General features: G+C 64.1%; 12 protein-coding genes. 6 read left to right on the top strand and 6 right to left on the bottom strand.

What is annotated here, in order from left to right; all coding sequences use genetic code 11:
- Entirely contained in the window at positions 1-384 is a 384-nt protein-coding gene (locus AC07XM_RS02535) for a GNAT family N-acetyltransferase (RefSeq protein WP_231995325.1), read from the bottom strand.
- A 246-nt stretch (positions 385-630) separates the two neighbouring features.
- Here AC07XM_RS02535 and AC07XM_RS02530 point away from each other — a divergent pair, with 246 nt between their 5' ends.
- Together AC07XM_RS02530 and AC07XM_RS02525 are read left to right on the top strand one after the other, a co-directional pair.
- Entirely contained in the window at positions 631-1341 is a 711-nt protein-coding gene (locus AC07XM_RS02530; RefSeq protein WP_016486150.1) for a TetR/AcrR family transcriptional regulator, read from the top strand.
- A gap of 183 nt (positions 1342-1524) precedes the next feature.
- Positions 1525-2751 (top strand): MFS transporter, encoded by a 1227-nt coding sequence (locus tag AC07XM_RS02525; RefSeq protein WP_024717803.1) that lies wholly within the window; start codon positions 1525-1527, stop codon positions 2749-2751.
- A gap of 255 nt (positions 2752-3006) precedes the next feature.
- Here AC07XM_RS02525 and AC07XM_RS02520 read toward each other — a convergent pair whose 3' ends face one another.
- From AC07XM_RS02520 to AC07XM_RS02505, 4 genes are all read right to left on the bottom strand, one after another.
- On the bottom strand, positions 3007-3390 hold the full coding sequence (locus AC07XM_RS02520; protein WP_016486148.1) for a DUF2493 domain-containing protein: 384 nt from the start codon (positions 3388-3390) through the stop codon (positions 3007-3009).
- A 21-nt stretch (positions 3391-3411) separates the two neighbouring features.
- On the bottom strand, positions 3412-6126 hold the full coding sequence (gene mgtA, locus AC07XM_RS02515; protein WP_102689623.1) for a magnesium-translocating P-type ATPase: 2715 nt from the start codon (positions 6124-6126) through the stop codon (positions 3412-3414).
- A 765-nt stretch (positions 6127-6891) separates the two neighbouring features.
- Complete coding sequence (locus tag AC07XM_RS02510; protein WP_016486146.1) at positions 6892-8517, bottom strand: methyl-accepting chemotaxis protein; 1626 nt, start codon at positions 8515-8517, stop codon at positions 6892-6894.
- Positions 8518-8672: 155 nt separating this feature from the next.
- Entirely contained in the window at positions 8673-9563 is an 891-nt protein-coding gene (locus AC07XM_RS02505; protein WP_102689622.1) for an alpha/beta fold hydrolase, read from the bottom strand.
- A 226-nt stretch (positions 9564-9789) separates the two neighbouring features.
- Between AC07XM_RS02505 and AC07XM_RS02500 the strand changes: the two genes are divergently transcribed.
- A complete protein-coding gene (locus AC07XM_RS02500) occupies positions 9790-11034 on the top strand; it encodes a DUF1835 domain-containing protein (protein WP_102689621.1) in 1245 nt (414 codons plus the stop codon).
- A gap of 162 nt (positions 11035-11196) precedes the next feature.
- On the opposite strand, the gene pdxR is transcribed toward AC07XM_RS02500, so the two are convergent.
- Positions 11197-12672: a MocR-like pyridoxine biosynthesis transcription factor PdxR gene (gene pdxR / locus AC07XM_RS02495; RefSeq protein ID WP_016486143.1), complete on the bottom strand. Its 1476-nt coding sequence runs from the start codon at positions 12670-12672 to the stop codon at positions 11197-11199.
- Here pdxR and AC07XM_RS02490 point away from each other — a divergent pair, their 5' ends adjacent.
- The 3 genes from AC07XM_RS02490 (at position 12673) to AC07XM_RS02480 (ending at position 23770) form a co-directional block, all read left to right on the top strand.
- Entirely contained in the window at positions 12673-14457 is a 1785-nt protein-coding gene (locus tag AC07XM_RS02490; RefSeq protein ID WP_102689620.1) for an NAD(P)H dependent flavin oxidoreductase family protein, read from the top strand.
- A complete protein-coding gene (locus AC07XM_RS02485; protein ID WP_016486141.1) occupies positions 14429-14881 on the top strand; it encodes a GNAT family N-acetyltransferase in 453 nt (150 codons plus the stop codon). The genes AC07XM_RS02490 and AC07XM_RS02485 overlap by 29 nt, the downstream gene beginning before the upstream one ends.
- Before the next feature lie 231 nt (positions 14882-15112).
- Positions 15113-23770, top strand: coding sequence for a glycoside hydrolase family 94 protein (locus AC07XM_RS02480; protein ID WP_102689619.1), 8658 nt, complete (start codon positions 15113-15115; stop codon positions 23768-23770).
- The last annotated feature ends 40 nt before the right edge of the window (positions 23771-23810 follow it).

Below are 23810 nucleotides of genomic sequence, written 5' to 3'. Positions count from 1 at the left end.
TCAGGGGGCTGCCCGGCCTGCGTGCAGCATCACCAGGTCCCGATGTACATCCGCCCCGCACTGGAACGTGGTTTCACCTACCACTGCAAAGCCGTTGCGCAAGTAGAAAGCAATAGCCCGGCTGTTGCTGTCATTGACCGTCAACCGCAGAGCCCCCACAACGCCCTGCAGCACATCAGCCATCAGCCGCTGGGCCACACCCGCCCCGTGGTATTCGGGCAGCACGTAGCATTTGCTGAGCTCGGCGATGCCATCGGCAGCCGGAATGCCCAGGGGCTCTGGGGCAAGGTTGACCAGGCTGTAGCCGACGACCGTACGGCGCATCAGGCCTACCGACAGGCGCATTTCCGGTTCCCGGTTCAAGCGTTCAAAGTCGGCTGGCATCAACGCGCCTTGGATGTAGGCGCTAATTTCCGTCGCAGGCGTATTTGCCGGGCAAGCCAGCGCAAAAGTGCGTGCCGCGACCTGGCTGATCGCATCACAATCCGCGGCCGTCGCCTGCCTGATCAAAAAATGCATGAGTTTGGCCCTGGTGTGTAAATGGCAGCCTTGCAACGGCTGAAGAAAAGCATAACACTCGCTATATACTTTTCTATACACCGATTCTCAAAAAGCCCAGATGAAACCGTGATGTACGCCCAACCCGACCTGCCACACACGACCAGCGAGGGTGCTGACGCCACTTTCGGCTCGGTCGACCACGCGCTGGGCAACCCCGGTATCCGGCGCAAGAATCACAAGCTTATTCTGCAGGCGGCCAGCGAAGCGTTTGCCGTCACCGGCTTCACCGCCACCCATTCGCACGAAATTGCCGAGCGCGCCGGGTTGCCCAAGGCCAATCTCTATTACTACTTCCAGACAAAAGAGAATTTGTACGTCCAGGTGCTGATGAGCTTCATCGAGCCGCTGGTGAGGGCCTCGGCAGCGTTGCGAAAAAGCGACGACCCGATAGTGGGCCTGCGGGCCTATGTCAAAGCCCGGATACGCATCATTCGAGAGCACCCGTTCAGCGCCGCCGTGTTCAGCCAGGAGTTGCTCTCAGGGGGCACGCGCCTGCCTGAGGTGTGCAAGAACATGCTGCAGGAGGAAGCCAGGCGCAACGTCGCCTGCCTGCGCAACTGGATCGAGGATGGCCGGTTGGCGCCCTGTGACCCCGAACACCTGATGATTTTCATCTGGTCGGCAACGCGTACCTATACCAATCTTGCCTGGCAAATGTCGCAGCTCAGAGGCGTGGCTATACCTGACAAGTTGGACTTTGATCGCGCCACCCGCACGGTCACCCAGATGGTGCTGGGCGGTGTCTTACCGGTGAAGCAAACGGCTGTGACACCGCCCTGAAACTGGCTTCGTGGCCCCACAACGCAATAGTTTCCGCTCTAAACCAGGGGTTTCATCGATTACGCTGATGATGACTATCAAGCGGGCTGCCTGTCGGCCTGGCAAGGCCATCCCTATAATCGCCTGCAAATCCCTCCGCTCCTGCGCCTGCTACAGGCGCCATCCCTCATGGAACCGACCCCCATGCCAAGCAACCGCCAGGCCCCTCGCGGCCTTCCCGAACATAATCAGCAGAGCGTCACACAGCAATGGCTGGCAATCCTCTCGGTCGCCGTGGGTGCCTTCGCCCTGGTCACCAGCGAGTTCCTCCCGGTGGGGGTACTCAACGATGTGGCCAGTGACCTTGGCATCAGTGCAGGCCTTGCCGGCCTGATGGTGACCTTGCCCGGTATCATGGCCGCGCTGGCCGCGCCGTTGATTTCCGTGGGGGTCGGCGCGCTGGACCGGCGCTACCTGCTGATCGGCCTGACGCTGATCATGATCATCGCCAACACCATCGTGGCCTACGCCGTCGACTTCAATTTGCTGTTGGTCGGCCGCGTGCTGCTGGGTGTCAGTATCGGTGGTTTCTGGGCAACCGCCATCGCCCTCAGCGGCCGCCTGGCCCCCGACGGCATGGGCGTAGCCAAGGCCAACTCGATCATCATGGCCGGCGTAACCCTGGCGACCGTAGTGGGCGTGCCCGTGGGCACCTGGCTGAGCGGCCTGATGGGCTGGCGCATGACGTTCCTGGTCACCGCACTGGTGGGCATACCTGTGCTGCTGGCGCAGGTATTCCTGCTGCCGCGGCTGCTGCCGGAAAAGGCCATTCGCATCAGCGACCTGCCGGCCTTGTTCATCAACCCACAAGCGCGGGTCGGGCTGATTGCCGTGCTGCTGATCGGCCTGGCGCACTTTGCCGCGTACACCTATGTTGCCCCGTTCTTCAAACAGAATGCCGGCTTTGACGGGCCTACGATTGGATCGCTGTTGCTGCTGTATGGCGTCGCCGGGTTCATGGGTAACATTTTCGCGGGCTACGCTGCCAACCGCAGCGTGCGGCATACCCTGATGCTGGTTGCGCTGATGATTGCTGTCAGCACCGCCCTGTTCCCGCACTTCGCCACCGGCATGACGGGCGCTGCCATGCTGATCGCGCTGTGGGGCTTCGCTTTCGGTGCGTTCCCGGCCTGCGCCAACATCTGGATGTTCGTGGTGGCACCTAAGGATGTTGAACGTGGCATGCCGCTGTTCGTAGCCATGTTCCAGGTGATCATTGCGCTGGGCTCTTTCTTCGGCGGGCAGGTGGTCGACCATATGGGCACGGCGGTGCTGTTGAGCCTGGCTACCGCGTTGGTGGGCTGTGGTTTTGTCACCGTGCTGGTGCTGGGGCGCAACGTGAGCAATAACCTTGCTGCGCAGCCGGGCTGAGCAGCTCGGCACCGAGGCGCCGCAAGTACAGCGCCGGCTTCGGCCCACGCTGTACTTGTACCAGCGACTGTCTCGCAAAAAACGTGAAACCTAGCGCGGTCATTGTGGGCGCAACTGTCTTGCTCAACTTCTAAAAGCTGGCGCGATCCCTGTGGGAGCGGGCTTGCCCCGCGAACACGGGCGAAGCCCGTGCCATCCACGGCGGTGTCTTCTTCGCGGGTGAACCCGCTCCCACAGGACTGGTGGCAGGCAGGCTTATCCCACGCCAGGTTCATCCCGCTCGGGCCGCCGTGGTTGCCTGCCGCAAATCACCGGAACCTCCGCGCCGCGAGCCCTGGCCAGCAGTTCCTCTGTGTCATCGCCCCCGGGCAGGGCAAGCAACAGATCAGGGCGACTGTCGTTAAGCATGAACAGGTTGCGCAGGCGTTCGGCCTGCTTGCCGTGCAACTGCCAGTTCGGCGGGTAGCGCACCAGATCGGCACCGTGCTCACGTGCCCAGCTTTCGATCTCGCCGCCCAGGAACTGGCTGCCACCGTGGATCAACACCCGGATCGGCCGCTGGCGCTGAACGTCATCCAGGGCCTGGCGGCAGCGCCGGGTGTCGGCATAGTTGCGTCCCGCACAGATCAGTACTCGCATGCTCTGCTCTCCTCGCCTGGCTCAGAACCACTGCCCGAAGCGGCGGATGTAAAGGGTCTTCATCCCTTGCGCGACCACGCAGTAGCCCAGCAGGGTAGCAACCAGCCAAGGGAAGTATGCCCATGGCAGCGGCACCAGGCCCACCATCGCGCCCACCGGCGAGAACGGGATGTAGATACCCAATGCCATCACCAGCCCCGTTGCCAGCACCACCGGCAGCGCAGCGGTGCTTTGGAAGAACGGCACCTTGCGGGTGCGCAGCATGTGCACCACCAAGGTCTGTGACAGCAACCCTTCGATGAACCAGCCAGACTGGAACAGCGCCTGCATCTCGACGCTATTGGCGGCGAACACATACCACATCAGGGCAAAGGTGGTGATGTCGAAGATCGACGAAGTAGGGCCGATCCACAGCATGAAGCGGCCGATGTTGCGGGCGTCCCATTTGCGGGGCTTGCTGAGAAACTCCTTGTCCATGCGGTCCCACGGCAGCGACAGCTGGGAGAAGTCGTACATCAGGTTCTGCAGCAGCAGGTGGATCGCCAGCATCGGCAGGAACGGAATGAACGCACTGGCCACCAGGACCGAGAACACGTTGCCAAAGTTGGAACTGGCAGTCATGCACAGGTACTTCATGATGTTGCCGAAGGTTTCGCGGCCCTTGAGCACCCCCTCCTCCAGTACCATCAGGCTTTTTTCCAGCAAGATGATATCGGCCGACTCCTTGGCGATGTCGGTGCCGCTGTCCACCGAGATACCGACGTCGGCATCGCGCAGGGCGGCGGCGTCGTTGATACCGTCGCCGAGGAAACCGACCGTGTGACCATTGGCCTGCAGGGCCTTGAGCACACGTGATTTCTGCAGCGGGGTGAGCTTGGCGAAGACAGTGCGTTCCTCGACCTGAAGCTTCAGGGTGGTGTCGTCCATGCGCTCGATGTCCTGGCCGAGCAGTGGCAGGCCTGGCTCCAGGCCCACCTCACGGCAGACCTTACAGGTAACCACCGGGTTGTCGCCGGTCAGCACCTTCACCCGCACCCCCATGTCACGCAGGGCGGCAATGGCCGGGCCGGCAGTTTCCTTGGGTGGGTCGAGGAAGGTCAGGAAGCCCTGGATCACCAAATCGCGCTCATCGTCGGTGTGGTACTGCGCCTTGCCTTCGGCCGACGGGATCTCGCGGGTGGCGACCACCAGCACGCGGAAGCCGTCCTGGTTGTAGGCATCGGCGCTGGCCAGAAGCTGCTGGCGGCGGAGCGGGTCCAGGGTAACGACACGGTCGCCCTCCTGCACATGGGTGGCGATGGCGAGCATTTCCTCGACCGCCCCCTTGCTTACCAGCAGGTGATCGCCAAGTGCATTTTTCACTACCACGGACAGGCGACGGCGGATGAAGTCGAACGGTAGTTCGTCTACCTTTGCGTAAGCGTAAGGCACCTGGAACTGGCTGTCCTGGCCAGCAAAATGCAGCACGGCCTGGTCCATCAGGTTGCGGATGCCGCTTTGGTGGTGGCTGTTGAGCCAGGCCAGTTCAAGGATATGCCGATCGCACTGGCCATCGAAGCGCACGTGGTGTTCGAGGATGATCCGGTCCTGGGTGAGCGTGCCGGTCTTGTCTGTGCACAGTACGTCCATGGAGCCCAGGTTCTGGATGGCGTTCAGGCGCTTGACCACCACCTTGCGCCGGGCCATGGCCACAGCGCCCTTGGCCAGGTTGGCACTGACGATCATCGGCAGCATTTCAGGGGTCAGGCCCACTGCCACGGCAAGCGCGAAGAGGAAGGCATCCCCCCAGTCGCCCTTGACCACACCGTTGATCATGAACACTACCGGTACCATCACCAGCATGAAGCGGATCAGCAGGCTGCTGACGCTGTTCACGCCGCGATCGAAGGCGGTCTGGCTACGGGAACCGGCGATGGCCTTGGCCAGCGAGCCGAAATAGGTACGTCGGCCGGTGGCGACCACCACAGCGCGCGCGCGGCCGCTGACGACGTTGGTGCCCATGAAGCAGATGTTTGGCAGCTCGAGCAGGTTGTCCGGGTTGGCGCCATGCCCGGTGGCGGACTTCTGGGCGACATTGCCCAAGGTGTCGTACTTCTCGACCGGCAGCGCTTCGCCAGTGAGCACCGCCTGGCTGATGAACAGGTCGCGCGATTCAAGCAGGCGGATATCGGCGGGGATCATGTCGCCTGCAGATAGCTGCACGATGTCGCCGGCCACCAGTTTGTCCATGGGCACTTCGCGCAGGCGCGGGGCCTGCCCGACCTGCTCGCGGCGTAGCACGGTTGCGGTAGTGCGCACCATTGCCTTGAGCGCGTCGGCGGCCTTGTTCGAGCGGTATTCCTGCCAGAAGCGCAGCAGGCTGCTAAGACTGACCATGGTCATGATGATGATGACCTTGGTCAGGTCGGCGTCGTCCGTTTCGCCTGCGCTGACCGGCAGCCAGTAGTCGGTGACGAAGCTGATCCCGGCCAGAATCAGCAGTACATAGATGAACGGGTTATGCAGGGCCTTGAGCAATTGCACCAAGGCGTGGGGTTGCGGATCGTGGGCAACCTGGTTGGCCCCATCGCGCTCCAGGCGCTTGGCAGCTTCGTGCTCGGTCAGGCCCTGCTCGCTGGCATCGAGGTTGGCGAGGGTAACGGCCAGGCCATTGCGCGCTTCACGGGCGGCGCGGGTAGACAGGCGAGTTTCGCGTTCGGCCTTGGCCGATGAGGTGTTGCGGTGTTTGACAGTCATGTTGCTGTGCTCCTGCCGCTGCGGCGGCACGACACACAGACGTTTCACTCAGCCAGTGAACGAAGGCATGTCGGGTCGCAGAAAAATGCTGGGTTTTTCCGACAGTTGTCTGTCCGCTGCCGAGGGTCGGAAGTTGTGTCGGCAGCGAACTTTCTACTCGCGCAGTCCATGGATTGATTCCTTTTCATAAACACGGGGCAATAGTTACCCGGCAAACTTTCAACTTAGTAAGTTCGGGAGGGAAGATACCGCTGAATATCTTTTATTCAGTGAGAAGTCTGGGCGCTCAAGCGGGCATGAAGACGCGCCAGCGGCCCGCATCTACTTGGGGGCTCCTGGCTGTCGTCAGGGTACCCGTGCAGGCGGCACGGTCGGGCACGGGCCAGCTGCGGCGCAAGGCCGGCGAACAGGCGGTGTGAAGCGAATGAAGTGAGGTTCATGAGCTTGCCTCCAACCGGCAGACACCGGTGGCGGCAAGTCACGACGGAGCATCAGGCTCTGGCGCGGCTTGCCCGACCAGGGTGTCGGGACCGGTGTTCCGGTTCAATTGCCTGACCAGGCCATACGGCAGGGGTCAGGCAGCGACTAGATACTGTGTCCATTGAATTCTTCAGTGAATGGAAAAAAGGCCCTTTCTCGGGGCGATCGAACTTTATTCAAGGGTAGTATCGAAGTCAACCCGCAAGGGGAACTTTAAATAAGTTTCACCCACTTTTAATGTAACAATGATCAGGTGCGAGTTTTACGCCCGTCGCCCGGCTACCCTTACACCCTGAACCGCCCCACCAATGCCGTCATCTCCCCCACCAGCCCCGACAGCGCCTTGCTCGCCTCGCTGGTCTGCTGCGCTCCTGTCGCCGAGTTGATCGACAGCTCGCGAATGTTCAGCAGGTTGCGGTCCACTTCCCGCGCCACCTGAGCTTGCTCTTCGGCCGCACTGGCGATGACCAGGTTGCGCTCGTTGATTTCGCCAATCGCACTGTAGATACCTTCCAGCACCTGCCCCGAGGCCAAGGTCACGTCCAGTGTCGACTGGGCGCGGTTGGTGCTGGCCTGCATCGACGCCACCGCCGCCTCGGTGCCCGCCTGCACGCGGCCGATCATCTGTTCGATTTCCTGGGTCGATTGTTGCGTGCGGTAGGCCAGCGTGCGTACCTCATCTGCCACCACCGCAAAGCCGCGCCCGGCCTCACCGGCGCGGGCCGCCTCGATGGCAGCATTGAGTGCCAGCAGGTTGGTTTGCTCGGACACCGAGCGGATCACTTCAAGTACTTTGCCGATATCCCGGACCTGCCCCACCAATTGCTCCAGGTGCGCACTGCTGGTCTGGATCTCGCGGGTCATGGCCTCGGTGCCATCGATGTTGTCGCTGACTTGCTGGCGGCTTTGTGCGGCCAGCTGGTTGGACTCGCTGGTGGTTTGCGATGTAGTGATAGCGTTGCGCGCAACTTCCTCCACGGCCGTGGTCATTTCGGTCACAGCAGTAGCTGCCTGCTCCAGCTCCTGCCCCTGCTGACGCAGGTTGCTGGCGCTTTCCTCGGTAACCGCGTTCAACGCAGTGGCGGCTGCGTCCAGCTGCCGGGCACAGTGGTTGATCTGCCCCAGGGTGTCGCGCTGGCTCTGCTGCATACGCTGCAGTTCATGGAATAGCTGGCCGATCTCGTTGTTGCCCTGCCCTTGCACCGGCACGCTCAGGTCACCACCGGCAATGCGCTGGAAGTGCCGACCGGCTTCACGCAGCGGATGCAGCACTCGCTGGGCAATGAAGGCCCAGCACAGTGCAGCCAGCAGCAAGGTCACCCCTAGCAGCCCCAGGCTCAGCATTTGTGCACGCGCCAGACGACGGTCTGACTCCAGCATGATCTGCTGGCCACGTTCGCTCAGTACGCCAACCAGCTGCTGGCGTAGCGCTTGCAGTCGGCCCATGGCATTGCCGGCATCGATGTTGACCTTGAAGTACTGCTCCAGCGAACGCTGGCGGGTCGCTTCGCGCTGCCCGGCTACCGCCTTGGCATATTCGGCAAAGGTAGCCTGCAGCTCGGTTGCCAGCGTGCGAAGGGCTGGCTCGCGGACATTTTCAACGAACTCGTCGACCAGCTTCTGGCTCTTGTCGTTCAGCTCGACTGACAGCGCCATGCGCTTGCCTGCACTCTCGTCATGGCCGCCCAACTGCTCGATGAAGCCCGAGGACACATTGGCGCTGGAACGGATTGCCATCAACAACGCATTGTTCAACCGGTCCGACTGGTGTGCGGTCTGGTCCAGTTCGGTGATCTGCTGACCGCTGCCCACTGCTGCCCGCCAGGCACTGACGGTGGAAAACAGCAGGGTCAGGCTGAACAACGACAGCACCCAGAACATTCCGGTACGTATCTTGAGGTTGGCAAGCATGCGGGCAGTACTCCTTATTGGCACCACTTCTGGTCGAAATTCGACGGTGGGTGTGCTGCTATCGGAGGTACCGGCGCAGGCTTGAGGCGCAGGAAGCAGGTTATGGGCGATAACCGAACAGATGTTGCCGGGCGCAGGCTGCGCCGCGGCCAACCTCAGCGATCGAGGAAAATGACTACCGTCTGCGCGAAGGCCTGCGGTTGGTCCAGCATGACGAAGTGGAAGCTGCCATCGATACGTTTGAAGCTGATGTTTCGCGTCCCGGCATAGGCGTTTGCGAAGGTTGCATCGACGCTGGTAGCGGGTATGCCATACAAGGGGTCATAGGCATAGACGACCTGCACCGGCGCCTGGATATCGCCAAGCTCCGGGCGCAGGTCGGTGGTCATCAGTTCATAGGTAGCGTCGGCTACCGCCTTGCGGTCCGAGCGCAGCGCGGCCTCTACCAATGCGGGCCTGGCCGCAGCGGTCTTGGCCAGCCGGTCAATGGCCGCACGCTGCATGGCTTCGGCCTGCGCTGCCGGGGCCAGCAGCATCCCATCACGGAATGTGGCAGCCTGGGGTGCAGCCGTTTCGGCAGTGGCCGTGGGGTCCATCAATAACGTGTAAAACGGCAGCGCATCGACAACCATCAGCCGCCCGACCTGCTCCGGGTGGCGTGCGCCAAGCATCAGCGCCACCTCACCGCCCAGCGAATGGCCAATGATGGCCGGCGCCTCAAGGCGCTGGCTACGGATATAGTCAGCAACCGCCTCGGCCACAGGAGCGGCCACGCGCCCGTCCACAGCGGGCACGGCAGGCGAACCGGCAAAGCCTGCAACCTGCACAAGGTGCAGGCGATGCTGCTGGCGCAGTGTGCTGGCGAGCCCCGCCCAAACCTCACGGGAAGAGGCCAGCCCGGGGATCAGGATGACGTCCGGCCCGGTGCCCTCGATCTTTACCGAAATACGTTCGCCCGCTACAGGCACTGGCTGGCTTGGCGCAGCCAATGCCGAGCCCAGCGACAAGCTGGTCCCGATTGCTGCAAGCAGGGTGCGTATGTGCATGGTCGCCATTCCTTTGACTTCAACGGAGAAAAGCCCGCCACTATAAAGCGCACGGCAACCCATGGGAAAACTATCATTTGCAACCCGCTGCGCTGCACCGTTAAAGTCGGGGCCTGGGCGCCGGCTGCGCCTGCGGTCCGCGCAAAGGGGTTGCCCGAGCCATGCTTCAGTCCATTTCCATACCAGCTCCCGGCTTGTCGGCGGACCGAGCCCCAAAGGAGTTGGCATGCCCGCCATCAATGCTTCCCGCCAGCACGGCTTGCTCGACCTGCCCGCCTTGCGCAAACGCGCCAAGCGCTTGCTGACCGAACTGAAAACCCACCAAGCCGACGACACCCGCGAGCAATTGCGCACGCTTGGCCTGCCCGGCCCCGACTACCGGCTTGCCGATACCCAATGGCTGGTGGCCCGCGAGGCCGGTTTTGCCAGCTGGCCCAAGCTCAAGGCCCATGCCGATGCCGTGGCTTTTGCAGCACGCCACCCCGGTTTTTCTGCCGATGACGAGGCTAACGTGCAGCACTGGCGCTGCGGCAACGACATCGCCCACAGCTTGCGCACCGCCGGGTTTGCCGGCGCTTTCCAGATGTTCGACGACCCCATGGTGATGGGGCCTGTACCGGCACTGCCTGATGAGCAGTACTGGCAGGTTCGCAGCGCCTACGTTCAACAAGCGTTCCGGCTGAGCCCCCAAGACCTTGAACAGCGCCAGGCAGCACAACGTAGCGCATTGGCAGGGCTTAACCGCGACAGCGAAATTGTGCTGTGGTGCGAGGCCGACGCTTACGACCAGCTGTTCCTGATTCGCGTACTCGCCAGCCTGCCTGGCCTGCCGCGTCGGCTGGAGCTGATCGAAATTGACCAGGTGCCCGGCATCGAGCGCTTTATCGGCATTGGGCAACTGGCCCCCGACCTGCTGGCTTGGTTGTGGCCGCAACGTCGCGCGCTGGGTGAGGATGCACTCGCCCTGGCCCGCGAGGCATGGGCGGCCTACACCGCACCCAATCCAAAAGGCTGGGCGAGCCTCGCTGGCCACGCACACCCGGCCTTGCCGTTGCTGGGCGGGGCATTGGCGCGCCAGCTGCAGGAGCTACCGGGGGCACATGACGGTTTGAGCCTTACCGAACGCCTGCTGCTGCGCGTGCTGGCTTCACGCGGCGCGCTACCGGCCGGCCGCGTGTTTGGCCAGTTGATGATGCAGGATGACCCGCTGCCTTACCTCGGTGACCAGATGTTCCATGTGCTGCTGCAGCCGTTGATCCACGCGCCACACCCGCTGCTGGTTGAAGGCCCGGGAGAAGCTTGGGCGCAGCGACTGCTGCGGCTGACGCCGCTTGCCGAGCAAGTGCTTGCAGGCAAGGCCCACTGGCTGGATCACAACCCTGCGCAGCGCTGGGTTGGCGGGGTGCTGGTGGATGCGGCTGACAGGCCTTGGGTAGTGACCGAACAAGGCGAGGTGTGGCAACGCCGATAACCTGCTCAACCGCAGGGCCGCTGTGCGGCCCTGCGCCGGCAAGCCAGCTCCCACCTGGACCGCATTGACCTCAGGTCTTGCATGAATGCTGTGGGGGCTGGCTTGCCGGCGATGAGGCCAGTCCAGGCGGCACCAGACAATTGAATCCCCGTGGTCGTGACATCACCTTTCTGCTGCCTGCGCCAGGCGCTGGGTGGCCTGCCGGAGCTCATCGACATCCAGCGAAGCAAAACCCAGGCGCAAGGCATTCTCGGCATGACCAAACGGCGAGAACTGGCGACCGCTGCGCACCACCAGGTCCAGCTCCAGTGCCTTGTCGACCAACTGATCCACATTGATCGTGTCGGCAAACCGCACCCACAGCGCCAGCCCACCTTCCGGCTCCTGCACGGTAATCTGCTCGCCAAACGCATCGTGCAGGCAAGCCAACAGGGTCTGCCGACGCCGACGGTACTCGCGGTTGACCCGGCGCAAGTGCTTCTTCAGCTCGCCATCATTGATCAAGTCCGCCAGCATCCGCTGCATCACCGCATCGCCCTGCCCCAGGGTCAGCGTCGCCCTGCGCTCCAGCACTGCCGTTACCTCCACCGGTGCGACGATATAACTGCAACGGAACGTGCTGCCCAAGGGCTTGGACAGTGTGCCGATGTAAATCACATGCCGCTGCTGCCGGTCGCTGGCCAAAGGCAGATAGGGCCGCCCGGAAAAGTGGTACTCGTAATCGTAGTCTTCCTCGACCACGCAGAAATCGTGCAGCCGCGCCAGCTCCAGCAACTGCTGCCGGCGCCCGGCTGGCAAGCTGACCGTGGTCGGAAACTGGTGATGGGGCGTCAAATACATCATCCGCACCTTGTGCTGCCGGCACAGGGCATCGATCTGGTCCACCCGGCAACCCTCATGGTCCAGGTCCACGGTCACCAGTCGGGCCCCCAGCTGGCGGAAAATCTCCCACGCCGGCGGATAACTCAGGCGCTCGACCAGCACCGCATCCCCCGGCTTGAGCAACACGCTGGCCAACAGTGATAGTGACATCTGCACACCCTGGGTCAGGCAGATATGCTCGGCGCCCACGTTCAGGCTGCGGTTGTGCCTGAGCATGTCGGCCAAGGCGGCGCGCAGGTAGAGGCTGCTGCAATCACTGCCGTGGCGCACGCTGTTGCTGGCAAAGCTGTTGCGCAGGGCATTGCGGTAATAGCGATGCAGAACAGCCTGGGGCAGCAGGCGATGGTCACAGGCACCGTTGTCGAAGAACAAGGCCTCTGGCCGCCCCTGCTGCGCTGCCGCCCGTTCGTTTGCCTCGAAATAGGCAACGGCGGGCTCCTCTGGCAGCGCCAAGGCGAAGGAGCGCGAGGCGGCGGGCGCCGTGATTGTGCCAGTCGCCAGCTGCTGGCTGACGAAGGTACCCCGGCGCTGCACGCTCTGCAGCCAGCCTTTGGTTTCGGCTTCCTCATAGGCAAGGATCACCGTTTTGCGGTTGACGTTCAGCAGTTGCGCCATCTCCCGCGTGCCCGGCAACGGCGTGCCAGGGCGCAGACGGCCCTCGCTGATCGCGGCCACCAGGCCTTCGACGATCTGCCGGTATGAAGCCTGCGCGCCATCGAGCCTGAGCAGTGGCTGCCATTTGCGAAGCTGGACCATGTGAATTATCCAAAACTGGAGGTTCTGCTGGTCCTGGACTATAGCAACAATCGAACCTTCAATTGCCCCGAGGTGTTCATGCAAAACCGCCACGTCATCGAATTGTCGCCCTCGGGCAAAACCTTCGAAACCCGCCAGGAACTGCTGCTCGACGCCATGCTCGCCAGCGGCCTGCCGGTACCGTTCTCCTGCCGCCGCGGCGCCTGCGGGTCCTGCAAGGTCAAAGTCGTGTCGGGGCGGTATCAGGACAAGCAGCGAGATGCGGACACCCCCGCGCCCTCCTACCCCCTGGCCGCCGATGAGATGCTGCTGTGCCAGAGCCACGCCTGCAGCGACATGCGCCTGGAGATCCCCGGCTGGTCGCTGGACGCCCCGTCGCTGGCGTTTCACGCACAGGTTCACAGCAAGCGCGAACTCAGTGCAGATATCGTCGAACTGGTGCTGCAACCGGCTCAACCACTGGAAGTGCGGGCCGGCCAATACGTGAGGTTTCGGCTCGACAACGGTGACAGCCGCTGCTTCTCCATCGCCAACCTGCCCGCTCAGGATCAGGGGCAACTGGTGTTTCACATCCGTAAGGTCAGCGGCGGCGTGTTCACCGAAGGCCTGCTGCCCACCCTGCAAGCAGGCGCTGTACTGAGGCTTGAGGGGCCGGTGGGCGCATGTACCTGGCAGCATGAAGACCAACGCCCGCTGGTGCTGTTCGCCACCGGCACAGGTTACGCCGGCATCAAGCCATTACTGCTGATGGCCATGGCCCACGCTGCCGACGTCACGCTGTACTGGGGTGGTTCATCGACGGCGGACTTCTATGACCGCGCGTTTCTCGAACAGGCCAGCCTTGAATACCCCCACTTTCGCTGGCACCCGGTGCTCTCGGCTGAGGCACGCGTGCAGCAGGTGGCGCTGGGCCAGGCGCATCGGTGGGCCGACACCCAGGTCTACGCGTGCGGAAATGCCACGATGATCAGCCAGGCCCGCGAGCAATGCCTCGCCGCAGGCGTGCCACCCCACCGTTTTGTCGCGGAGGCCTTTGTCGCCAGCGGCGCACTGGCGCCCCAGCTTTCAACCGCCAACACACTGCACCCAGAGCTGGAAAAGGTCGGCCCGCGTTACTCACTGGATGGCATGCTCGCTGCCCGCGAGCAGTCAGTACGGGCCGTGGCCGCGATCGCCAGCCAATTGCACGTCGGCATGACCACCGCCCAGGCACTGGAGATGGCGGCGCAAACACTGCAGGCAATGGGCGCGTCCCACACCTGGCACCCCACCTACATCCGCTTTGGCGACGACACCGTACGTACACCGCGCCAAGGCATCGACCCGGATCGTGTATTACGTACTACGGACATTGTCGTGGTCGATGTCGGCCCGGTTTGGGATGGCTACGAAGGCGACTATGGCGACACCTTCGTGTTTGGCCAGCACGAGCTGTACCACGCCTGCGTCAAGGCACTGCACGCGGTGTTCGACGAAACCCGCCTGGCGTGGGGCCGTGGGTTGACCGGACGCGAGCTCTATGACTTCGCCGAACGCAGTGCCCAGGCCAAGGGCTGGCAGCTGGAACGCAACCTGGCCGGGCATCGCGTCGCCGACTTCCCGCACGTACTGTATGGCCAGGACAAGCTGGCCGAGGTGGAAATCGTCCCGAGCGAAGTGGTGTGGGTACTGGAAATACAGTTGTGCCACCCCACCGAACCGATCGGGGCGTTTTTCGAAGACATCCTGATTACGTTTACAGACATGGACGAGCAATATGCAAATACGCAACCTCACCCCCGATGACCTCCCCCACGTCAGCGCCTTGTGCCTGGACGCCTTCACGCAGGCGGTCGCACCCTCGCTGTCTGCGCAGGGTGTCGAAACCTTCACCAGGGTGGCAGCGCCACAAGCCTTTGCCGAGCGCATGCAAGGTGACAACCTGATGCTCGCCTGTGTCGCGCAGGGCGCTATCGCGGGGCTGATCGAGCTCAAGGAAGGCCGCCACGTTGCGATGCTGTTCATTGCTCCGGGCTGGCAACGCCAGGGCATCGGCACGCGCCTGATGAATGCAGCGCTGGAACATGCCCGGGTTGACGTGGTGACGGTCAAGGCGTCGTTGTCTTCGGTGCCGGCCTACCAACGCTACGGTTTCACCCTGGCAGGCGAAGTGGGCGAGTTTGCGGGGCTGGTCTACCAGCCAATGGAAAAGCGCCTGCCGACAGTGTAGGCGCGCCCGTGTGGCGCAGGGGTGCCTGGCTTTCAGCTGATGCGGGCATTGCTGCCCCTGCCGGATGGGCAGGCATGAAAGCACCGCGCGCCATGGCAAAACGGTGCAGGGATTGCGGGGATTCAGCATAGGGGCAGCGCCGTGGCGGGTCTGTTCGCTAACGTACAGACGCTGCCAGGGCAACCGCCGCAGACTGAGTGCTGAAAGGCCAGATCGGCAACCCGGCACACCATGGACAATCCTTGGCTACGCGCACGCAGCTACCTTCGACGCCTGTACGCCCACGCGGGGCGCTGGCGTTCACCCCGGCATACCTTCACCTATGAAAGCCTGCTGCGCTCGGAGCTGTACAACGCCGACCAGATGGCCGAGCACGGCCTGCGGCTGGCCCAGCAGCACCACTTGAGCCTGCGGCCGGCCAACGACGCCCTGCTGGACCGCCTGGCCGACAACGAACGCATGCTCTCTGCCAGTTGCACTGCCCTCGCAGGCGCCCTGCCCAGCTCCCGGCCAGCGTTACCGGCCGCGCAGTGGTTGCTCGACAACTTTTACCTGGTCGAAACCCATATCCGCATTGCCAAGCACGACCTGCCGGCCAACTACAGCCTGCAGTTGCCACAACTGGACAACGGCCCTTCGACCGGCCTGCCGCGTGTCTACGACATTGCCCTGGAAACCATTTCCCACGGTGACGGGCGCATCGACGCGGAAAGCTTCAGTCGTTTCGTCGAGGCTTATCAGCAGGCCTGCACCCTGACCCTGGGTGAGCTCTGGGCCATCCCGATCATGCTGCGCCTGGCCCTGATAGAAAACCTGCGCCGTGTGGCGGCCCGGGTCATGGCCAACTGGGCTGACCGCGACCTGGCCAATGTCTGGGCCGACCGGCTTGGCGAAACCGCCGAGCGCGACGCCAAGAGCGTGGTACTGGTGGTCGCCGACATGGCCCGCTCGCAACCGCCGATGACCGCTGCCTTCGTCGCCGAACTGGCCAGGCGGCTGCAGGGCCACAGTGCCTCTCTGACCCAGCCGCTGCTGTGGGTGGAACAGATGCTCAGCGAGTCGGCGCGCAGCATCGAAGGCCATGTGCAGCTCGATGCCCAGCAGCAGGCCATCGACCAGGTGTCCATCAGCAACAGCATCGGCAGCCTGCGCCTGCTGTCGACCATCGACTGGAAGCTGTTCGTCGAGCAACTGAGCCATGTCGAACAAGCGCTGAACCGCGACCCTACGGGCATTTACCCCGCCATGGACTTCACCAGCCGTGACCACTACCGGCACAGCGTCGAGCGCCTGGCGCGCCATAGCGCATTCAGCGAGGTCGCGGTGGCGCGCACGGCTATCGAACTGGCCCAGGCAGCAGGCACCGCGCCGGGCGAACCGGCTGAGCATGTGGGTTTCTACCTGGTGGGGGGCGGCCTGCCGTTGCTGGAACAGCGCCTGGCCGTACGGGTGCCGCTGGCCGAGCGCTGGCAACGCCTGCTGCACCGGGCGCCGCTGGCGTTCTACCTTGTGCCTGTGACACTGCTGTCCTGCCTGCTGGCGTGGGGCTTCATGCGCGCCATTGACCAGGAGGGCTGGCCTTTGGCAGTGCTGGCCGCCATGGCCCTGCCGGTTCTGCTGAGCACCAGCCGTCTGGCCATCGGCCTGGTGAACTGGCTGGTGACACTGACCGTCAAACCCTCCTTCCTGCCAAGGCTGGACTACACCACCGGTATTCCCGCAGACGCCCTCACGCTGGTGGTGGTGCCCACCCTGCTGGCCAATGCCGGCGATGTCGAAGAGCTGGTCGAAGGGCTGGAAGTACGCTTTCTGGCCAACCGTGACGAGCACCTGCACTTTGCCCTGCTCAGCGATTTCATGGATGCCCGTGAACAAAGCCGGCCCGAGGATGAGGCGCTGCTCGAGCAGGCCAGTGAAGGTATCCGGGCCCTCAACCGCAAGTACCCCAGCCCGGGCGGCGCGCGCTTTTATCTGTTTCACCGGCCACGCGTATGGAACGCCGCCGAGCGCTGCTGGATGGGCCGCGAGCGCAAGCGCGGCAAGCTCGCCGAGTTGAACGCGGTGCTGCGCGGGCACGGCCACGCGTGCTTCATGGGTATTGTCGGCGACCTGCAAGCACTCGGCCATGTGCGCTATGTGATCACCCTGGACACCGACACCCAATTGCCTCGCGGTGCCGCACAGCAATTCGTTGGTGCCATGCAGCACCCTCTGAACCGCCCACGGTTCGACGCGCACACGGGGCGGGTCCAGGCAGGCTACGCCATCCTGCAACCGCGGGTAGGCATCAGCCTGCCCAGCGTGTCGCGCTCGCGCTATGCGCGCCTGTTTGGCAGTGACGCCGGTGTCGACCCCTACACACGGGCCGTTTCGGATGTTTATCAGGACCTGTTTCTCAGCGGCTCCTTCATTGGCAAAGGCATCTATGCGGTGGACGCCTTCGAGCAGTCGCTGGAGGGCCGTTTTCCCGACAACCGTGTACTTAGCCACGACCTGATCGAAGGGTGTTACGCGCATTCGGGCCTGCTCAGCGATGTGCAACTGTTCGAAACCTATCCGGCCCGCTACAGTGCCGACAGCAAGCGCCGACACCGCTGGATACGCGGCGACTGGCAACTGCTGCCGTGGCTGGTGCCGTGGCTGGTGCCGTGGCTGCACACGGGCAGCCACAGCGTGGCGCAAAGCCCGCTCAGCGCCTTGTCGCGCTGGAAGATTTTCGACAACCTGCGCCGCAGCCTTGAGCCGGCGGCGCTGCTGGCCCTGCTGCTGTGGGGTTGGCTGGCCAGTGCTACGCCGCTCGCCTGGACGCTGGCCCTGCTGGCCTTGTTGCTGACGCGGCCAGTGCTGGATTCGCTGCTCGAAGTGCTGGGCAAGGCCACCGATGTACCTCTGTCAGAGCACCTGCTGGCCGCTTTGCGCACCTCGGGTACCTACTTCGTGCGCGCCGGCCTGTCGCTGGCCTGGTTACCCTTCGAGACCTGGTACAGCCTGGATGCCATCCTTCGCACCTTGTGGCGGCTGGCGGTCAGCAAACGAAGCCTGCTGCAATGGAACCCCTCGCGCGAGGACGAACGCAGCAGTGCAGATACCTTGCAGGCAGTGTATCGCGAGCAATGGGGGCAACCGGCCCTGGTGGCGGTGCTGACCGGTGCCTTGGCGATGCAGCCGATGGTACTGCTGATGGCCTCGCCGATCCTTGCGCTGTGGTTGCTCGGCCCGGCGCTGGCCTGGTGGCTCAGCCGCCCGAGTGCCCTGACCGCCCTCATGCCCGGCGCCGAAGACATGGTCTTCCTGCATCGCCTCGCCCGCGCCAACTGGGCCTTCTTCGACCGCTACGTCTGCCCTGCCGACAACTGGCTGCCCCCCGACAACATCCAGGCACCGCCCTTCGCCAGCATCGCTCACCGCACCTCCCCAACCAACATGGGCATGGCCCTGCTCTCGCACCTGGCGGCACATGACTTCGGCTACCTCAGTACGGGCCGCCTGTTCGAGCGCCTGGCCTGCATGCTTGACAGCATGGCCCGCCTGGAACGCTTCAAAGGGCACTTCTACAACTGGTACGACACCCAGACCCTCAAACCATTGCCACCGCTGTATGTCTCCAGCGTGGACAGCGGCAACCTGGCCGCCCTGCTGCTGACGCTCAGGCCCGGCCTGCTGGAAATGGCCGACACATCCCTGCTCGACCGGCGACTGACCCAGGGGTTGCTCGACACCTTCGACACGCTGCTGGCCGCCTATGCCCGCACAAGCGCGGACACCCAACCGATCACGGCCCTGCGCGAGCAGGTGCGGCTCGCTCATGGACAAGTGGGCGACGTATACGCCACGCTGTTGCCGATGCTGGTCGAACAGTTGCAGCCGCTGATCACGCAACGGGCTGCCTTGGCGCCTGGCACAGAAGCTGCCGACGATTGTACGTTCTGGCTGAATGCCCTGAATGAGCAATGCCTGGACCTGAACCGCGAACTGCAGCAGCTGCAATTGCCCCCCGGTAACGATCAGGCCCCCCACGCTCCGCTGACCTGGCGCCAGCTGGCACAGCTTGACGCAGACCAGTGGCCGCCCCCCGAGCGCCTGGCGGTGGCCAACGTCCGGGCAGTTGCCCGCCAGCGCATCGCCCAGGCACACGCCTTGGCCAACCGCATTGACGCGTTGGCCAGCATGGACTTCACCTTCCTGTACGACAGCCACCGCGACCTGTTCGCCATCGGCTACAACGCCGACGAACACCGCCTGGACACCGCGTTCTATGACCTGCTGGCATCGGAGATGCGCCTGACCAACTTCGTCGTCATCGCCCAGGGCCAGGTGCCCCAGGACAGCTGGTTCGCCCTCGGCAGGCTGCTCACCAGCAATGCCGGCGTGCCTGTGTTGTTGTCCTGGTCCGGCTCGATGTTCGAGTACCTGATGCCGCTGCTGGTGATGCCGAACTATGAGGGCACACTCCTCGACCAAACCTGTCATGCCGCCGTCAAACGGCAGATCGAACACGGCAAACTGTCGGGCCTGCCCTGGGGTGTCTCGGAATCGGCCTACAACGCGCTGGACGCGCAGTTCAACTACCAGTACCGGGCATTCGGCGTACCAGGGCTTGGCCTCAAGCGTGGCCTGGGAGAAGAGCGCGTGGTGGCGCCCTATGCCAGCGCACTGGCCTTGATGGTGACGCCCGCTGCCGCCTGCCATAACCTGCAGCGGCTGGCCACACTTGGTTTGGCTGGCCGGTTCGGGCTCTACGAGGCCGTGGACTACAGCGAGGCACGCCTGCCCCCCGGGCAAGACGCCGTCGTGATCCGCTCCTTCATGGCCCACCATCAGGGCATGGGTTTTTTGGCCCTGACCGCGTTGCTGCTGAACAAGCCCATGCAACGGCGCTTCGCCTCCGACCCGCGGTTCCAGGCCAGTATGCTGCTGTTGCAGGAGCGCGTGCCGAAAACCGCTGCGCCGTACCTGCATACCCTCCAGGCCCCGGCCGAGGACGCCGCCGAACGCGACCCCGAGGCACGGCTGCGGGTGTTCAAAGAGCCAAACCGGGCCCAACCGGCTGTGCAACTGCTGTCCAACGGCCGTTATCACGTCATGGTCAACCACGTGGGCAGTGGCTACAGCCAGCGCAACACACTGGCGGTGACCCGCTGGCGCGAAGACGCCAGCCGCGACGACCTGGGCAGCTTCTGCTACCTGCGCGATGTCGCCAGCGGCGCCTACTGGTCCACCTCCTACCAGCCAACACGGCACCGCACCAAACTCCAGGAAGCGATCTTCAGCGACGGCCGCGCGGAGTTTCGCGTGCGCGAACACGACTTCGACTGCCATACCGAAATTGCCGTGTCGCCCGAAGACGACATCGAACTGCGACGCCTGCACCTGACCAACCATGGCGACCAGCCCCGCACCCTGGAGCTGACCAGCTACGCCGAAGTGGTATTGGCACCGGCCTTGAGCGATGCCCTGCACCCGGCGTTCAGCAAGCTGTTCATCCAGACCGAACTGATCCGCCCGCTGCAAGCCATTCTGTGCACGCGGCGGCCGCGCTCGCAGCTGGACGCCGTGCCGTGGATGTGCCACGTGCTGGCGGTGCACGGGGCCGACATCGAGGCGTTGTCCTACGAAACCGATCGGGCCCGCTTCATCGGCCGCGGGCGCACCCTGGCGCGGCCGGCGGCCATGGATCAAGACAGCGAGGCGCTGTCCGATAGCGCGGGGGCGGTGCTGGACCCGATCGTGGCCATCCGCTGCCGCATTACCCTGATGCCCGGCCATGCGACCACGGTCGACCTGGTCACAGGCATCGCCGACAGCCGCGACACCTGCCTGCAGCAAGTGGCCAAGTACCGCGACCGGCACTTGGCCGACCGGGTGTTCGACCTCGCCTGGCCGCACAGCCAGGTTTTGTTGCACCAGCTCAACGGCTCGCTGGCCGACGCCAGGCTGTTCGAACAGATGGCCGCCTCGGTGCTGTACCCCAACGCCAGCCTGCGGCCCAACGCAGCGCTGCTGGCCAGCAACCGGCGCAACCAGTCCGGCCTGTGGGGCCAGGGGGTATCGGGCGACTTGCCGATCGTGCTGGTGCAGATCGGCGACCCGGCCAACATTCATCTGGTCAAGCAAATGGTGCTGGCCCATGCCTACTGGCGCCAGAAAGGGCTCGCACTCGACCTGCTGATCTGGAACGAAGACCAGGCCGGTTACCGCCAGCAACTGCAAGACCTGATCATGGGGATCGTCACCTCCGGCAGTGAAGCGGCCCTGCTCGACCGCCCCGGCGGCATTTATGTAAGGCCTGCGCAGCAACTGTCTGCCGAGGACCGGCTGCTGACCTTGTCCGTCGCCCGGCTGGTGCTTGACGACACGCTCGGCACGCTGGAAGAGCAACTGCAGCTGCGCCGTCAGCCAAAGGTCCCGGCGGCTGTTCAAGCCAACCCTGCCAGCCGCCGACCGGCACCTGCCAACCCCTCACCGACCGAACAAACCACGGTGATGCTGGGCAATCGCTATGGCGGGTTCAGCGCCGACGGCCGCGAGTACGTCATTGCGCTGCTACCCGGCTCACCGCCACCCGCGCCATGGGTCAACATCCTGGCCAACCCGCAGTTCGGCAGCGTGCTCTCCGAGGCCGGCAGCGCTTACACCTGGTACGAAAACGCCCACGAGTACCGCTTGACGCCCTGGCACAACGACCCCGTTACCGACGCCAGTGGTGAAACCTTCTACCTGCGCGACGAGGATACCGGCGAGTACTGGTCACCGACGCCGCAGCCCTGCCCAGGCCCTGGCCGTTACTGCACCCGCCACGGCTTTGGCTACAGCGTGTTCGAATATGTCGAACAAGACCTGCGCAGCGAGCTCTGGGTGCATGTGGCGCAGGATGCGCCGGTCAAGTTCAGCCGGCTCAAAGTGCACAACACGTCAGCACGGGTACGCCGCTTGTCGGTGACCTGCTTCGTCGAGTGGGTGCTGGGCGACCTGCCTGGCAAAACCGCCATGCACGTGGTCAGTGAGACCGACCCTTTCAGCGGCGCGCTGTTCGCCCGCAACAGCTACTCGGTGGAATTCTCCACGCACGTGGCGTTTCTCGATTGCGACCTGCCGATACAGGGCCTGACCTGTGATCGCGGCGAATTCCTGGGGCGCAACGGCGATTGCCAGGCGCCTTTGGGCATGCGCCAGTCACGGCTGTCAGGGCGGACCGGCGGCGGTCTGGACCCCTGCGCGGCATTGCAAGTGGCGCTGCAGCTGGAGCCTGGCGAAAGCCGGGAGGTGGTGTTCCGCCTGGGCGCCGCCCGGGACACCCGCGCCGCCACCCGCTGCGTCCAGCAATACCGGGGGTTGCAGGCCGCCATGGACGAGTTCGACAAGGTCAGCGCCTACTGGCGACGCACACTGGACACCGTGCAGATCGAGACCCCGGAACCTGCACTGGATGTGCTGGCCAACGGCTGGTTGATGTACCAGGTGATCGCCTGCCGGTTCTGGGCGCGCAGTGGCTTCTACCAGTCCGGCGGTGCCATCGGTTTTCGCGACCAGCTGCAGGACAGCATGGCCATGGTCCATGCCGCGCCGGCGGCGGCGCGCCAGCACCTGCTGGCCTGCGCTGCGCGTCAGTATGTCGAAGGCGACGTGCAGCACTGGTGGCACCCACCGTTGCAGCGCGGGGTGCGTACCCGCTGCTCCGATGACCTGCTGTGGCTGCCGCTTGCCGCCAGCCGCTACGTAGAGGCCACCGGGGACTATGCTGTGCTTGACGAGCCGGTCGGTTATCTGGAAGGTCGCGCACTAAACGCCGGGGAAGAATCCTACTATGACCTGCCTGGCCACTCGGCCCTGGTCGAGGGCCTGTACCAGCATTGTCAGCGTGCCCTCGGCCACGCCTTGCAGTGCGGGGCACACGGCCTGCCGTTGATGGGCAGTGGCGACTGGAACGACGGCATGAACAGGGTCGGCGAACAAGGGCAAGGCGAAAGCGTGTGGCTTGGCTTCTTTGGCCACGAGGTGCTGCGGGCATTCGGCTGCGTCGCCTTGCGCCAGGGCGACAGCGCCTTTGCGCTGCGCTGCACCACCCAGGCCGCCGCACTCGCCGAAAAACTGGAAGCGCACGCCTGGGACGGCGGCTGGTATCGCCGCGCCTGGTTCGACGATGGCCAGGTACTGGGCTCGGCGAGCAACCAGGAATGCCGCATCGACTCGCTGTCGCAGAGCTGGGCAGTGCTGTCGGGTGTTGCTTCGCCCGAACGAGCCCGCCTGGCCATGGCGGCGCTGGACAGCCACCTGGTACGCCGTGACATCGGCATCGTCAAACTGCTCGACCCACCCTTCGACCAGGGCCACCTGGACCCTGGCTACATCAAGGGCTACCTGCCAGGGGTGCGTGAAAACGGCGGGCAGTACACCCATGCGGCCATCTGGGCGAGCATGGCCTACGCGCAGCTGGGCGACGCTGACAAGGCCTGGGAACTGCTGCGCCTGATCAACCCGGTGCGCCAGGGCAGCGACGCGTTGATCGATACCTACAAGGTCGAGCCCTATGTGATGGCCGCCGACGTCTATGCGGTTGCGCCCCACGCCGGGCGGGGTGGCTGGAGCTGGTACACCGGCTCTGCCGGCTGGATGTACCGCTTGATCGTCGAAAGCCTGCTGGGCCTGCAACGCAGTGGCGACACCCTGCGCCTGCAACCGCTGCTGCCGGCAGGCTGGCCGGGTTATGTCCTGCATTACCGGTTTGGTAGCACCCGCTACCGCATCGAGGTACGCAACGGCAACGGTAGCGAACTGAGCCTGAGCCTGGACGGCGAACGGCTTGTCGAACCCAAGCTGCGGCTGAAGGATGACGGATGCGAGCACCACGTCATTGCCGAGTGCCGGGGCTGCTCCTTGCCTGCCATCTGAACCGTTGGGCGCGTCACGGCCGCACTTGCGCAAGCCTTGG

The organism is Pseudomonas sp. GW460-LB5 (genome assembly GCF_059423245.1).
This window is presented reverse-complemented; position numbering and strand designations above follow the sequence as displayed.